We start from the raw sequence: 13,568 nt of genomic DNA, 5'->3' as shown, positions 1-13,568 counted from the left end.
CTTGGTCAGCACGGATAATGCCGCGGCCCGGTCTGCACCGTGATCCAGCGCAGCTCGGTGAACTCGTCGATGGCGGCCCTGCCGCCGAAGCGACCATAGCCCGAAGCCTTGGTGCCGCCGAACGGCACCTGCGGCTCGTCATGCACGGTCGGTGCGTTGACGTGGCAGATGCCGGACTCGATCCGCTTGGCGACGCCAAGGGCACGCGCGATGTCGCGGCCGAACACGGCGGCGGAGAGACCGTATTCCGTATCGTTGGCGACCCTCACGGCTTCATCGACGCCGCTGACCCGAACGACGGTCACGACAGGACCAAAGCTCTCCTCGCCATAGATGCGCATCGCCGGCGTGACGTGGTCGACGATCGTGGCGGGCATGATCGTGCCGGTGCCCTTGCCGCCGGCGGCGAGCACCGCGCCCTTGGCAACCGCGTCATCGATCAGGCCGCCGACGCGGTCGCAGGCCGCGCCTGATACCAACGAACCCAGCACGACATTGCCCTTGCGGGGATCGCCGAAGGGCAGGCTCTTCGCCTTGGCGGCGAACTTTTCGATGAAGGCATCGGCGACCGCATCGTCGACCACGATCCGCTCGGTCGACATGCAGATCTGGCCCTGGTTCATGAAGGCGCCGAACGCGGCGGCGTTCACGGCGGCATCGAGGTCGGCATCGTCAAGGATGACAAGCGGCGCCTTGCCGCCAAGCTCGAGCAGCGCACGCTTCAGATGTTTTGCGCAGGCGAGCGCAATGAGGCGGCCGACCCGGGTTGAACCCGTGAAGTTGACGCGCCGCACCGCCGGATGGGCGATCAGCGCCTCGACCACGGCCTGCGCATCCTCCGGCGCATTGGTGACGACGTTGACGACGCCGTCGCCGAGGCCGGCTTCCGCAAGGCAGCTTCCGATCAGCCGATGCACGCCCGGGCTCATCTCGGAGGCCTTCAGCACCACGGTGTTGCCGCAGGCGAGCGGCATCGCGACAGCGCGGACGCCGAGGATGATCGGCGCGTTCCACGGCGCGATCCCCAGCACGACACCGACGGGCTGCCGGAAGGCCATGGCGAGGTTGTCAGGCTTGTCGGTCGGGATGATCTCGCCCGAGATCTGCGTCGTCATGGCGGCAGCTTCGCGCAGCATGCCCTCGGCGAGGTGCACGTTGAAGCCGGCCCAACCCGCGGTCGCGCCGGTCTCGGCAACCATCAGCGCCGAAAACTCCGGCGCGCGCTTGGCAAGGATGTCGGCTGCAGCGCTGAGGCGCTTGCGGCGCTCGGAGGGACCGAGCTGCGACCAGGCCGGGAATGCTGCCGCAGCAGCATCGACCGCGCGCATCGCGTCGTCGATCGAGGCCGCCGCCACGATGCTGGCGATCTCGCCGCTGATCGGATTGTGACGCTGGAACGTGCGCTGGTTGCTGGCCGACAGGTCCTTGCCGCCGATGAGAAGGTCGATTGCGTTCATGGGGCTCTCCTTGGGCTTTACGGTTATGGCTGCGATGGACTGGACGGCGCGCGTGCCTTGCCGAGATAGGCGCGCTGGATATCGGGATTGTTCTTCATCTCGCCGGCGGAGCCGGAGCCTGCGTTACGGCCGGACTCGATCAGGTAAACGCGGTCGGCGATGTCGAGGCTGGCGCGGGCGTTCTGCTCCACCAGCAGCACGCTGACACCACTTTCGCGGATCTGCTTCAACGCCCGGAATACTTCGCGGCTGAGCAGCGGCGAGAGGCCGAGGGAGGGTTCGTCGAGCAGCAGCAGCGTGGGGTTGGACATCAGCGCGCGGCCGATCGCGACCATCTGCTGCTCACCGCCGCTCATGGTCCGCACCGCCTGCGTCATCCGTTCGGTGAGGCGCGGAAACAACGCCAGCACCTTTGCCAGCCGGTCCGCTTCGCTGGCACGGGCGCGGGCAGGGTAGGCGCCGAGCTGCAGGTTCTCGGCGACCGTCAGTTCGCCAAAAATGCCACGGCCTTCCGGCACCAGCGCGATGCCGCGCTCGACGATGAGATGCGCCGGTAGCTCGGCGATATCAGCGCCCTCAAATCGCAGCGTCAGGCCCGGTGCGGGCTTGATGAGGCCGGCGATCATCTTCAGCAACGTCGACTTGCCCGCACCGTTGGCGCCGAGGATCGCGACGATCTCGCCGCTGGCGATGTCGAGCGCGATTTCGGCAAGCGCCTGGTGCTTGCCGTAGAAATGGGAGAGGGCTGATATCTCAAGCATCGGCCTCTCCAAGGTAGGCCGTGATGACCGTCGGGTCGGACAGCACCGCATCCGGCGCGCCGCGTGCGATCACGCTGCCGGCGTTCATCACGATGCAATGGCTGCACAGCGCGCGGATCGCGTCCATCACGTGCTCGACCATGATGATGGTCGTGCCGCGGTCGCGCAGTTTTGCGATCAGGGCAATGCCGGTCTCGAGCTCGCTGGGGTTGAGACCTGCGAGCCATTCGTCGAGCAGCACGAGCTGGGGACTAAGCGCCAGCGCGCGCGCAAGCTCCAGGCGCTTCTGGTCGATATAGGTCAGGTCTCCGGCCGGAATGTCCTGCATCTTGCCGAGCCCGACGAGATCGAGCAGCTCGACGGTCGTCTCTCCGCCGCCGGCGGCCGCGCTCCTGAATAGCGCCGCAGCCGCGACGTTCTCCGCAACCGTCAGGTCCGCCATCACGCGCACCAATTGGAAGGTGCGGGCAAGGCCGAGGCGTGCGATCCGATGCGGCTTCACTCCGCCGATCATGACGCCGCCGAACCGGATCGATCCCCCGGACGGCACCAGTGCGCCGGAGAGCATGTTGAGCAGCGTCGTCTTGCCGGAGCCATTCGGGCCAATGATCCCGACGATCTGGCCGCGCGTCACCTCAAAGCTGACCTGATCGACCGCGCGCAGGCCGCCAAACGACTTGCCGACGTCGTCGACCCGCAAGAGCTGTCCACTCTGCTCACGCGTCGACGGCTTGGCCGCGACAGCATCGCTTGCCGGCGCCTTGCGCTGCACCGGCCCGATCAGCCCGATCACGCCCCTGGGCAGCAGCATGACGATCATCACGAAGATCGCGCCGAGCACGATGCTGAAATGGTTCGGCAGCGTTGCGGTCAGGACCTCGAACAGCAGCACCAGCGGGATCACGCCGAGCACGGGGCCGAACAGCGAGCCGGCGCCGCCGAGCAGGGCCATGATGACGACCTGGAACGAGATCATCGGGTTGAAGGCGATCGACGGATCGATATAGGTCCAGCGTGGCGCCATCACTGCGCCGGTCACCGACATGAAGACGGCGCTCACGACGAATATCGCGAGCTTGATGCGGGTTGCGTCGATACCCGAATGGCTGGCCGCCGTTTCGTCCGCCCCGATCGCGCGCAGCGCCAGGCCGTAACGCGAGCGTCCCAGCAGGAAGCCGGTCAGGAAGACGAGGGCGGCAAGCCCGAGCAGCTGCCAGTAGAGAACATCCTGCGTCACGGCGCTGAAGAGATAGCGGCCGACCGATTTGTGGATGTTGACCTCGTACCAGATCACGAGCTGGCGGATGAGCTCGGCGAGACCAAAGGAGAAGATCACGAAGTAGATGCCGGACAGACGCAGCGTCGACAGGCCGGTGATCCCAGCCACGAGCGCGCCGATGGCGGCGGCTGCGAGCAGCACGGCCGGCCAGGGCCAGGTCTCGCCGAGGACCGCTGCCGTATAGGCGCCGATGCCAAAGAAGGCGACGGTCGCCAGCGAAATGTAACGCGTCGGGCCGGAGAACATCGCCCACGCCGTCGCAAGGATCGTGAAGTAGAGGATGCTGATGCCGAGCGCGAGGTAGTAGCCGTTGACGTAGAGCGGAAACGCGATGATGGCGGCTCCGAGCACAAGAGCGACGCACCACAAACCTGTTCTGGTGGTAGCAGACATCACGATGCCGCCCTTCCGAACAGGCCGGTCGGCTTGATGAGCAGGACGCCCAGGAACAGCGCATAGGTGGCCGCAAGCGTCAGGCCGGGATCGACGAGCCGCGCCACCGCGGTCTCGACCACGCCGAGCATCAGCCCGGCGACGAGCGCGCCCAGGACATTCCCGACCCCGCCCATGATCACGACGACGAGCGCCTTCATGGTGAAGATCACGCCCATCGAGGCATTGAACGTCAGGAACATGCTGATGAGCACGCCGCCGATGGCGACGAGGCCGCCGCCAAAGGCAAAGGTCAGGCCCGACATCGCTGCAACGTCGATGCCGACGAGACGCGCGGCATTGGCGTCGACCGCAACGGCGCGGACCGCGGTTCCGACGCGGGTGCGCGTCAGCGCCAGATAGACGGCGATGCCGATCGCGGCCGCGAACAGTAGTGCAACCAGCCGGTTGACGGCCAGCGTCGTGCCCAGCACGACGACGGGAATGGAGAGGTAGCTGTAACTGTAATACTGACCGCCAAAGGCGATCAGCATGATGCCCTGGATGACGAACAGTACGCCGAAGGTGACGAGGATGCTGTCGATCTCCTGCGCGCCCCTGTCCTTGCCGCGACGCATCAGTCGTTCGAGCAGGAAGCGGTAGAGCAGCCAGTTGATCAGGACCGCGCAGGGAACGGCGAGCAACAGCGCCATCAGCGGGCTCAATCCGAGCCCGGTGTAGAGCGACAGCGCCCCGAAGGCGGCCGCGACGAGCGACTCGCCATAGGAGAGGTTCATGATGCGCGCGACGCCGTATTGCAGCGTCAGGCCGAGCGCGATGAGGGCGTACATGCCTCCCAGCACGAGGCCGGGCAGGGCAATATCGAACAGCAACATGAACCGGTGTCCCACGGGCCGCGCGGCGTGCAGGCGCTCAACTGCGAGCGCCCGCACACCGGACGAGCCTCACTGCCACTGCGGCTTCGGCACGACGGGCGCGCGCGCCCCCGGCAGCGACGTCGGCGCGAGCGCATAGAACTCGCCGTTCTGCCACTGGCCGACGCTCCAGACCTCTTGGAGCAGGCCGTCCTTCAGCTTCACCTTGCCGATGACGGTGTCGAACGTGCCGGAGCGGATCTCGGCCGCAACAGCCGCGCGGTCGAGCTTGCCGACCTTCTCGATCGCCTGCTGCAGCACCTGGAGGCTCGCATAGGTGATCGAGCTCGCCCAGCGATCCGGCTCCTTGCCGGTCGCCGCCTTGTGGCGGGCGAGGTAGTCCTTCAGTTGCGGTGAGTCCGCGTTCCAGCCGCCGATCCCCATCACGCCGTCGCTGTTGGCGGCGAACTTGCCCTTGTAGAGCGGGAAGGCGGTGCCGACGCCGACATAGAAGATCTTTGGATTGAACTTGAGGAGCTGCGCCTGCTCGGTGAGCGCGATGGTATCCGGCGGATAGCTGAAGGCGATGAACGCGTCGGGCTTGGCGGCGATCGCGTCATTCAGCAGCGGCTGAAGGTCCTGCGACCCCATCGGATAGGTCTTGTCGTAAGCGAGCGTGAAGCCGGCCTTCTTGAAGGCCTCGCGGCCGGCGGCCGAAAGCTCGATGCCGAACTGGTCGGCGACGCTCACCATGGCGATGTTGCCACCGATCTTGCCTTCACTCTTCAGCTTGCCGAGCAACCCGGCGAGCGCCTCGGAGATCTGCGCTGACGTGCCGAGCCAGAACGTGGCATTCGACCAGCGTTTCGCCAGCTCCGGCGCCTTGTCGGTGACCGAGGTGACGGCGAGGTGGGGGTAGCCGAGCCGGTTCAGGGTCGGACCGACGGCCAGATTGAGGCCGGTGCCCCAGGGCGAGAGGATGAAATCGACCTTGTCCTGGTTGGCGAGGCGCTCGATCGCCTTCACCGCCTCTTCGGAGCTGCTGCGGTCGTCATACTCGACGACCTCGATCGGCAGCTTCTTGTCGCCGACCTTGATGCCGCCAGCTGCATTCACGTCCTTCACCCACAATTCGTAATTGGGCAGCGTGGTGATGCTGGCGCCGCCGGCATAGGGGCCGGTCTTCGAAATCGCGTAGCCGATGCGGATCTTCTCCTGTGCCTCGGCCGCGAATGTGAAGCTTCCGAGTGCAGCGGCTGCAGCCACAAGACTCATGATGCGCAGCAACGTTCGACGGTTCGCCGAAATCATGTCGATCCTCCCTCCGAATTGAATACAGGGCGTTTCCTGCCGGTCCCGGCATCTTTCAGCGGGCTTGCGCACCGCCGTGGCCGGACTTGACCTAGCAAGCACCCTCGGCTTTGCTCGCGCAATGGATAATTCTGGCGATTGGTTGGACGATTCTGGCGAACCGGCCCAAATGCGTCGAGGGGTCGCGGGGGCGGGTCGGGGTCCGATGGTCGTCCGGATCGGCGGGCCCGCCGCGATCGGCGCCGAAATCATCGCGTCACACTACGAGGCGCGGCGCTGGTCGCTGGCCTCGCGGGCGGCACGCCCCTTCATCCACCTGCTCTGCCTGCACAGTGGCGGCGCCGCAGAGGTCTCGGGCGAGGGCGAGACCGTCGCCCTTTCGGGTCCAGCGCTCGTCTGGCTGCCGCCGGAATGTGCCGCGCATCTGGACCTGGCGGCGGGTTCGCCAGCCGCGCTGCTCCGCCTGCGGCCGGGCGCGTGGCATCGCTATCTGCCGCCTTCGGCCGAGCCGGCCTATCTGGCCCTCGACGGCGCGCGCGGAATCCTCGCGCTCCCGGTCGAGCCCGACCTCGTCACCGCGGTGTCGCGCTCGATCGCGGCCATCGCCAGCGAGATCGCGGCGCCGGCGCGCAATGGCGCGGCCTCGATCATGTCGGCCGAGCTGACGCTCTGCGTGCTGCGTTTCTGGCGTCTGTTCGCCTCCGACAGCGAGCCGCAGGAGGAGGGCAGCAGCGCCGAGATCCTCAGTCGCTTCCGCCGCCTGCTCGAGGAGCGCTATCACCAGCAATTGCGGGTGGCCGACTATGCCGGCCTGCTCGGCATGACACCGGATCGCCTGCACGCGCTGTGCAGCCGCGAACTGAAGCGCTCGCCGAGCGCGCTGATCCAGCAGCGCGTGGTCAAGGAAGCCGCGACCCGGCTGGAGGCGGGCACGGCGACGGTGAAGCAGATCGCCTTCGCGCTGGGCTTCAAGGACACCGCCTATTTCAGCCGCTTCTTCCGCAAGCATACGGGCGAGGCACCGGGCGCATGGCGCAAGCGCGTCGCCGCGCGCATCCGGAGCGGACGGTCGCGACCGATGCTGAATTTTGCCGACTGGCCGTAGGTCCGGCCGTCGCTCCTGTCCGCAACGCTGACGTGGTCACCTTGTGACATGCGGGCGTTGATCTGGATCAAGGGCCCGGCGAACTGAAGGATGCGAGCAATCGGCACGGGAAACTGCAAGGTCTCCCGTTGGGCGAAAGGCAACAGGCGCTATGGATGACCTGTCGAGACTTCGCATTGATAGCGCGAGGCTGCCGAGTTGGCTTCGCATCATCGTCGTACTGGCACTGGCAACGCTGGCCGGAGGCGCAAGCCTGTTCGCGTACCGCTGGTACGTCCGGCCTGTGACGCTGTCGATCGCGGTCGGATCGCTGGATGGCGACGCTCCCAGAATCGTATCGGCGCTCGCGAGCAGGCTCGTCGTCAGCAACGCCCCGGTCCGGCTGCAAGTGGTGGAAACGTCAGGCGCAATTGAATCCGCAGAAGCGTTCTCGTCCGGCAAGACGGACCTTGCCGTCGTCCGCGGAGATGTCGGCGACCTTTCCCAGGCGCAAGCCATCGTCGTGCTGGCTGAGGCCGTCGCGCTGCTGGTTGTACCACCGGGATCTGCGATCACTGACATGGCTGGCTTGAAGCGCACGACAGTGGGGGTGGTTGCGGGCGAGACCAATCAGAAGATCGTCAGCGCATTGACCAAGGCATATGACCTTGACCGCGCCAACACTGCTTTCAAGAGTATTGCGGTCGACCAGGTCCGCCGTGCGCTCGAAACCAAGGAGATCCGCGCCGTCCTCTTCGTGGTGCCGCTGAGCGAAAAATACGTATCGCTCGTGCGAGGCCTATTCCCGCAGAGCCCGAAGAGCGCTCCGGTGCTGCTTCCGATCGAGAACGCCGGCGCGATTGCCGAGACGGAGCGGGCCTACGAGAGCTTCGACATTCCGAAGGGAACCCTGCGCGGATCGCCCCCCGTTCCCGCGGATGACGTCACCACGCTGAAGGTTTCCTTCTACATCGTCGGCAAGAAGAGCCTGGACAACGATATGATCGCCGGCTTCACGCAAGCCATTACGAGCGCGCGTAGAGACGTCCTCGCCGAGTTTCCGGTGCTGGCACAGTTCAAGGCGCCAGATACCGATGCCGGCGCCTATCTCCCGGTGCATCCGGGCGCCGCGGAGTTCTACAACGGCAGCCAAGTGTCCTTCCTGGACAAATGGAGTAACGCCATTTTTCTGGCACCAATGGCGCTTGGCGCCCTTGCCACAGTCGTTGCGGCGGCCTGGAAGTTTCTGCGAACTGGCGAATTGAAGCCAAGGGAACCGGCGCTGGATTCACTCTATGCGCTGGGACGAAGAATACGGCACGCAGAAAATGAAGCGGAATTGCTGCAGATCGCCGATCAGATCGACGAAGTCTTGTCCGCACAGCGCGCCCGCGCGGACGAAGATGAATCCAAGCTCGACGCGGCCACGCTGAACGTTGCCGCCCATCGCCTGGAGAACCTGATTCATGATCGTAGGGCCGCGCTCGCCGCACCAAACTCCAGGGCGCGCTGAATACGCAAGTCAGGGCAGGGTGAAGGAGCTCGGCGCCATGAACCTTCTTGCGCGGCCAGCGCACAAACCCGTCAGATATATCTGACCTTCCGGACCTCGCGATGAAATGGCTCGCCGCACTGCTCCTGCTCGCCTTTGCCACGACGGCCAACGCAGCCTCGCCCGAGCAGCATTACCTGGAGATGCGCGACCGCTACATCGCAAAGTTCTCGAAGTCCGAGACTAACGAGGAGAGCTCCAGGCAGCACACCGCGGCGCTCGAACAGCTCGCGACCGCCCTGCGTGCCGTGACCGGGCCGGTGTCGATCAAGGGGATGCCGGCCGACGCCGCGTCCAACGTCGATACGCTCGACAAGCGGGACTCTGGGTTCGGCCATCTCGACGGGCTCGCTTTCGCCTCGGAAGGCGACAAGACCCGCGTCGTGGTGACGACGACCTCGCTGCTCAAGCAGTGGCTGCGCCAACGTCGCGAGGACGGCCTGCCGCAGGCGATCGACGCGGCGCTCAAATCCAGCGAGTTTTACTATTGGGCGATCTACGATTCCGCCTTTGCCAAGTATGCCGACCTGCCGATCACGAAGCCTGCAGCCGCAACCGCCGCCGTTGCGGTGCTGGGCGTCCGCGGCAATGGCGACCTGAAGGGCAACCCCGACGAAATCGGCGTCGTCGTGATCCAGGGCGAGAAGGTCTTCTACGTCGCCGCGCGCGATGCGTTGAAGACGGAACCGATCCCGGCCTGCGAAAAGGTCTACAAGCAGATGATGGCAAAGCCCGTCGACAAGAAGGACCCGCGGGGCGATCTCAAGCACGAAGACGAGGCGATGGCCGCGCACACAAAGTGTTTCGCCAGAGAGGCGCCGCAACAGCGATGGTTCGCGGCAGCCGTCAAGAAGGCGCAAAGCCAGCTCGACCTGCTGCCGCTGCGCTGAGGCAGGGGTTCAGCGCGTGCGCATCGACAGTTCGACGTCTTCGGCAAACGGTACGGACATATAGCCGTTCGCGGCAGAGCGCACATAGCTGAGATATTCCGGACTGTCGTCGGCATTGTCGGCGACAACGAGTGCGCCCGGCTTCAAACGGCTCTCCAGCAGGCGCAAAATGTCCGGATAGAGCGCCTTGGCGCCGTCGAGCAGGACGAGGTCGATCGTCTCGGGGAGGCCGGTGCGCAGCGTGGTCAGCGCGTCGCCCTCGCGGATCTCGACGAGGTCGCTGAACCCACCAGCGGCCAGGTTCTCGCGGGCCCGCGCTACCTTGGACGGCTCGAATTCGGTGCTGATCAAGCGGCCGCCGCCATTGTCGCGCAAGGCGGCCGCCAAGTGCAGCGTCGAGATGCCGAACGAGGTTCCGAACTCGACGATGGCCTGCGCACTGCTGCTTCGCGCCAGGATGTAGAGAAGCCCGCCCGTCTCGCGGGAGACCGGCAGCGGAAACGCCTTCAGGCGACTGTAGAGATCGATGTACTCGGTCCTGCTTCGCACCATGCGCGCCTGCTCAGCGCTGGGAATGTCGGCCACGAAGCGATTCAGTTCGCCCGACGATGCGGCGGCATCCGCGAACAGGCGATCGAGCAGGGGCGCCAATGGAGTCGAGGTGAGGGTGGTCATGGGGGCTCCGTTCCAGGTTCAAACGCGCTCTTGCGCTCGCCCCATAAATACGAATAATTCGTCGCATTTCCTATTCGCATTCCCCGTGAGCGCCATGCCGACCCGCCGAAAGCCCCAGATCGCATCGCGAAAACAGCCCAAACAGGCGCGCTCGACCGAGCTCGTGGCAACGATCCTGGAGGCCGCTATTCAGGTTTTGGCGAAGGAAGGCGCGACCCGTTTCACCACCGCCCGGGTCGCCGAGAAGGCCGGCGTCAGCGTCGGCTCGCTGTACCAGTATTTCCCCAACAAGGCGGCCATCCTGTTCCGTCTCCAGAGCGACGAATGGCGCCAGACCACGGAAATGCTCCGTGGCATCCTCGAGGACGTCAGCAAGCCGCCGCCGGAACGCCTGCGGACGCTGGTCCATGCCTTCATCCGCTCGGAATGTGATGAAGCCACAATGCGCGGCGCGCTCGACGACGCGGCGCCGCTTTACCGGGACGCGCCCGAGGCTCGGGCGGCCAGGGCGTCAGGGGACAGGATCGTCTGCGCCTTCATGCAAGATGCGCTACCCAAGGCATCAACGGCGACCCGCACGCTGGCCGGCGATCTCATCAAGACGACGCTCGCCGAAGTCGGCAAACGCTTCTCGGAATCCCAGCGAACCCCGGCGGAGATCAAGGCCTACGCTGACGCCATGGCCGACATGTTCTGCGCCTATCTTGGGGACCTCGAACGGCGCTGAGCGTGAGCTAACGATAGCTCCCCTCGCATGGCACGCGACGACCGCGCAGATTCAATCAGAAATTGCTTCACGACAGAATGATGTTCTCGCGCGGCATTAACTCCTAGATTGATTTCTCTACCTTATTCTCGCTTTTGCATAGCTGGAACAACAATCTTTCCGACGCTGTCGGTCCCTATCACAGGTTCCTGACTTGTTTTCGGCTTCTCACCGACAAACGACAGTGATAATACTTGTAGTTGTATTTCTAAAAAAGGGAGATTTCCGTGACCCACGCACTCAATCTCACCTTGCCCATCAAGCAAGACGCCGAAACCCTGCAGAAGCTGAGAGGTCTGGAGGCGATCTTCGCCGACAAGGTCCAGCCCGCCATCGATGCGGCGCTGAGAAAGTCGAAACTGGTGCATTTCGCGCGTGTCGTCGTCATCGACGACAAGTACATCCAGGTCATTACGGAGTACGAAGGCTCGCATCAGGAGTATACCGAATTCTTCCGGCGCGAACTGACTCCGGTGTTTGCCGCAATATTCTCACTGACGGACGGTTTGCCTGATGTCAGTGATCCCAACGCATTCTTCGAGTTTTCGAAGAACCACAATCTCCGGTCGCTGGGCAAGGCAGCCGACGGGTCGACCGACATCTCCGGCAACCCATCCGGCTGGCTGTTTTCGGCCTACAACCACATGACGGTCGAGGAAATACTCGCGAAGCTCGGGACATAGTTTCGCCGGGGCAGGGTTCGCTTCTCTCGGAAACGCCACGCCTGGTTGGCTGTCGGTTCAACCTTACTTGCGGACGGATGCGATGGTGGATCTCGGCAATGTGCAGGCGATTGTTGCCCGAAGCTCCACGAAGCCGCTGCTCGCAGTTTTGCTATTCAGGTTCGGCGATCCCGCGTCTGCACGAGCATTTCTAAAGCAATGGATCCCGCATGCCGCTGCGGGCATGGCACCGGATGTCGACGGTCCTACGTTTCACTTCATGTTCAGTTGGAATGGCATCGAAGCGCTGATGTCGGGCCGAGCCGGCCATGATGTGGCGCAAGGGCGCCGGGAGTTCGATATCTTCTTTGTCGACCCGACGCAGGCGCCGGGCGGAGGTATCGCCCCTCAACTTGGTTTCCTCGGCGCCAGCGCTCCGGAGACTTGGTGGAATCGCAAGTTCAAGTCGAGCCAGGTGGATCTCGCCATTCATATTGGCTTCGACAACCCTGAACAAAAGGCCGATTGCCTCGCGGAAGTTCGGCAATCTGCGGCAAGCTCAGGTGTGGAGGAGTTGGCGCTCGACGGTTGGGATGATCGCGCGCTCTCCGGCTGCCGCCCGCCCGACGGGCGACTCCACTTCGGCTATCGCGACGGCATTACCGCGCCCGATGTGGACTGGCAGGACACCGGGGCTGCGGGGAGGGTCGACTTCCGAGAGATCGTCGTGGGCTATCCGACCGAGGACTACCCGACGGCGCCACTCAGGCCAGGCATCTGGCAAGACTTCGCCCGCGACGGCTCGTTCGTCGGTCTGTCATGGGTCTACCAGGACGTCGCGACTTTCAACCAGTTCCTCAAGGACAACGCACCGCTGGCGCCGGCGAACGCCGATCCGGCATTCGCCGAAGAGTGGGTAGCCGCCAAATTGATGGGGCGCTGGCGGCACGGATCGCCGCTGTCGAGGTTTCCGGACGGGCCGCCGCCGCAGCCTGAACTAGACGACGGATTTGGGTACGGCGACGATCCCTCCGGCATCAAATGTCCGCTCGGGGCGCACATCCGGATTGTGAATTGCCGCGATCAACCGATGAAGTTTGCCAACCAGGTCCGGTTCCCCAAGGGACCCCCGCGCGTCGTACGCCGTGGCTTTTCTTACGGGCCCCGTCTTGAAGGCACGCAAGATGACGGTAAGGACCGCGGTGTCATCGGTCTGTTCTATTTCGCTCGGATCAACGAACAGTTTTACACCCTGCTGCGGTGGATGCAGAAGACCGACTTCAGCGACGCGTACGCGACCGTTCCAAACGGATTGAACGCGCAGGATTCCTTGATCGGCAATCGGGAAGGGCCCAGGGCAGAGACGACCTTTCATGTCCCGCTTGCCGGCAAGCGGGCATTGACGCTCCGGCTCAAGGATTTCGTTCGTTACAAGGGAGTCGCCATTCTGTTCTCACCCAGCATCACGGCCCTGCGCCTGATGACATCGTGAGGCCCGGAGGCTCTGACGGTTCACCGAAGAGTGCGATCTCCACGAGTCAACGCCGTCGCTTTGTCGACACGGCCAGCCATTTGGCTCCAAACAAATGCTCAAACTGTGCTGAGGGCACTTTGCCGAGGTAGTCGCGAAGGTGCATCTCAGAAGAGCTCAGCCCATATAGCGAATTCGCATAAGGTATATTATGGAATATTTTTATGTCGAATTGGATCAAATGTTTAGGCGAGACTCCTGCCACGCTGCATTCGATTCCGGGCCCGTTTTGGTTCGGTGATCGAGCTGCGCCACAGCCGTTGACGGGTTGTTTTGCGACTTTTTGGAGCGAGCCGCGACCTCGTCGCATCCCCGCGAAAGCCGATATTGCGGCAGCCGGGTTCGGCTGCAAT

General features: G+C 64.3%; 12 protein-coding genes. 6 read left to right on the top strand and 6 right to left on the bottom strand.

Going from position 1 to position 13,568, the window contains the following annotated elements; genetic code table 11:
- Nucleotides 1–5 precede the first annotated feature (5 nt).
- The 5 genes from JQ632_RS02585 to JQ632_RS02565 all read right to left on the bottom strand — a co-directional run bounded on the left by JQ632_RS02585 (nucleotide 6) and on the right by JQ632_RS02565 (nucleotide 6,055).
- Entirely contained in the window at nucleotides 6–1,457 is a 1,452-nt protein-coding gene (locus JQ632_RS02585) for an aldehyde dehydrogenase (RefSeq protein WP_212400704.1), read from the bottom strand.
- Nucleotides 1,458–1,480: 23 nt separating this feature from the next.
- The gene (locus JQ632_RS02580) at nucleotides 1,481–2,218 is read right to left on the bottom strand and encodes an ABC transporter ATP-binding protein (protein ID WP_212400703.1); all 738 of its coding nucleotides are present in this window, start codon (nucleotides 2,216–2,218) and stop codon (nucleotides 1,481–1,483) included.
- The gene (locus JQ632_RS02575) at nucleotides 2,211–3,890 is read right to left on the bottom strand and encodes an ABC transporter permease subunit (RefSeq protein ID WP_212400702.1); all 1,680 of its coding nucleotides are present in this window, start codon (nucleotides 3,888–3,890) and stop codon (nucleotides 2,211–2,213) included. The genes JQ632_RS02580 and JQ632_RS02575 overlap by 8 nt, the downstream gene beginning before the upstream one ends.
- Complete coding sequence (locus JQ632_RS02570) at nucleotides 3,890–4,765, bottom strand: branched-chain amino acid ABC transporter permease (protein ID WP_212400701.1); 876 nt, start codon at nucleotides 4,763–4,765, stop codon at nucleotides 3,890–3,892. Before JQ632_RS02570 ends, JQ632_RS02575 begins: the two co-directional genes overlap by 1 nt.
- Nucleotides 4,766–4,834: 69 nt before the next feature.
- Nucleotides 4,835–6,055 (bottom strand): amino acid ABC transporter substrate-binding protein, encoded by a 1,221-nt coding sequence (locus JQ632_RS02565; protein ID WP_212400700.1) that lies wholly within the window; start codon nucleotides 6,053–6,055, stop codon nucleotides 4,835–4,837.
- A gap of 205 nt (nucleotides 6,056–6,260) precedes the next feature.
- Between JQ632_RS02565 and JQ632_RS02560 the strand changes: the two genes are divergently transcribed.
- From JQ632_RS02560 to JQ632_RS02550, 3 genes are all read left to right on the top strand, one after another.
- The gene (locus JQ632_RS02560) at nucleotides 6,261–7,160 is read left to right on the top strand and encodes a helix-turn-helix domain-containing protein (RefSeq protein WP_249151250.1); all 900 of its coding nucleotides are present in this window, start codon (nucleotides 6,261–6,263) and stop codon (nucleotides 7,158–7,160) included.
- Between the two features lie 151 nt (nucleotides 7,161–7,311).
- Nucleotides 7,312–8,652 (top strand): TAXI family TRAP transporter solute-binding subunit, encoded by a 1,341-nt coding sequence (locus JQ632_RS02555; protein WP_212400698.1) that lies wholly within the window; start codon nucleotides 7,312–7,314, stop codon nucleotides 8,650–8,652.
- 101 nt (nucleotides 8,653–8,753) lie between these two features.
- Nucleotides 8,754–9,581 (top strand): hypothetical protein, encoded by an 828-nt coding sequence (locus JQ632_RS02550; protein ID WP_212400697.1) that lies wholly within the window; start codon nucleotides 8,754–8,756, stop codon nucleotides 9,579–9,581.
- A gap of 9 nt (nucleotides 9,582–9,590) precedes the next feature.
- Here JQ632_RS02550 and JQ632_RS02545 read toward each other — a convergent pair whose 3' ends face one another.
- Nucleotides 9,591–10,256: an O-methyltransferase gene (locus tag JQ632_RS02545; protein ID WP_212400696.1), complete on the bottom strand. Its 666-nt coding sequence runs from the start codon at nucleotides 10,254–10,256 to the stop codon at nucleotides 9,591–9,593.
- A gap of 94 nt (nucleotides 10,257–10,350) precedes the next feature.
- Between JQ632_RS02545 and JQ632_RS02540 the strand changes: the two genes are divergently transcribed.
- The 3 genes from JQ632_RS02540 to JQ632_RS02530 all read left to right on the top strand — a co-directional run bounded on the left by JQ632_RS02540 (nucleotide 10,351) and on the right by JQ632_RS02530 (nucleotide 13,176).
- Nucleotides 10,351–10,983, top strand: coding sequence for a TetR family transcriptional regulator (locus JQ632_RS02540; protein ID WP_212400695.1), 633 nt, complete (start codon nucleotides 10,351–10,353; stop codon nucleotides 10,981–10,983).
- 266 nt (nucleotides 10,984–11,249) lie between these two features.
- Nucleotides 11,250–11,705 carry a hypothetical protein gene (locus JQ632_RS02535; protein ID WP_212400694.1) on the top strand — a complete coding sequence of 152 codons (456 nt, stop codon included), beginning with the start codon at nucleotides 11,250–11,252 and terminating at the stop codon, nucleotides 11,703–11,705.
- Nucleotides 11,706–11,787: 82 nt separating this feature from the next.
- On the top strand, nucleotides 11,788–13,176 hold the full coding sequence (locus tag JQ632_RS02530) for a hypothetical protein (RefSeq protein ID WP_212400693.1): 1,389 nt from the start codon (nucleotides 11,788–11,790) through the stop codon (nucleotides 13,174–13,176).
- The last annotated feature ends 392 nt before the right edge of the window (nucleotides 13,177–13,568 follow it).

Source organism: Bradyrhizobium liaoningense, from assembly GCF_018130955.1.
GTDB lineage: Bacteria > Pseudomonadota > Alphaproteobacteria > Rhizobiales > Xanthobacteraceae > Bradyrhizobium > Bradyrhizobium liaoningense_C.
Note: the sequence above shows the minus strand (reverse complement) of the source record. Positions and strands in the feature narration are given on the sequence as shown.

Bases quoted from the DNA above. Each gene is read 5' to 3' on its own strand.
- JQ632_RS02575 (WP_212400702.1), bottom strand. From the start codon at position 3,890: ATGTCTGCTACCACCAGAACAGGTTTGTGGTGCGTCGCTCTTGTGCTC.
- JQ632_RS02550 (WP_212400697.1), top strand. From the start codon at position 8,754: ATGAAATGGCTCGCCGCACTGCTCCTGCTCGCCTTTGCCACGACGGCC.
- JQ632_RS02585 (WP_212400704.1), bottom strand. From the start codon at position 1,457: ATGAACGCAATCGACCTTCTCATCGGCGGCAAGGACCTGTCGGCCAGC.
- JQ632_RS02545 (WP_212400696.1), bottom strand. From the start codon at position 10,256: ATGACCACCCTCACCTCGACTCCATTGGCGCCCCTGCTCGATCGCCTG.
- JQ632_RS02560 (WP_249151250.1), top strand. From the start codon at position 6,261: ATGGTCGTCCGGATCGGCGGGCCCGCCGCGATCGGCGCCGAAATCATC.
- JQ632_RS02565 (WP_212400700.1), bottom strand. From the start codon at position 6,055: ATGATTTCGGCGAACCGTCGAACGTTGCTGCGCATCATGAGTCTTGTG.
- JQ632_RS02570 (WP_212400701.1), bottom strand. From the start codon at position 4,765: ATGTTGCTGTTCGATATTGCCCTGCCCGGCCTCGTGCTGGGAGGCATG.
- JQ632_RS02530 (WP_212400693.1), top strand. From the start codon at position 11,788: ATGGTGGATCTCGGCAATGTGCAGGCGATTGTTGCCCGAAGCTCCACG.
- JQ632_RS02540 (WP_212400695.1), top strand. From the start codon at position 10,351: ATGCCGACCCGCCGAAAGCCCCAGATCGCATCGCGAAAACAGCCCAAA.
- JQ632_RS02580 (WP_212400703.1), bottom strand. From the start codon at position 2,218: ATGCTTGAGATATCAGCCCTCTCCCATTTCTACGGCAAGCACCAGGCG.
- JQ632_RS02555 (WP_212400698.1), top strand. From the start codon at position 7,312: ATGGATGACCTGTCGAGACTTCGCATTGATAGCGCGAGGCTGCCGAGT.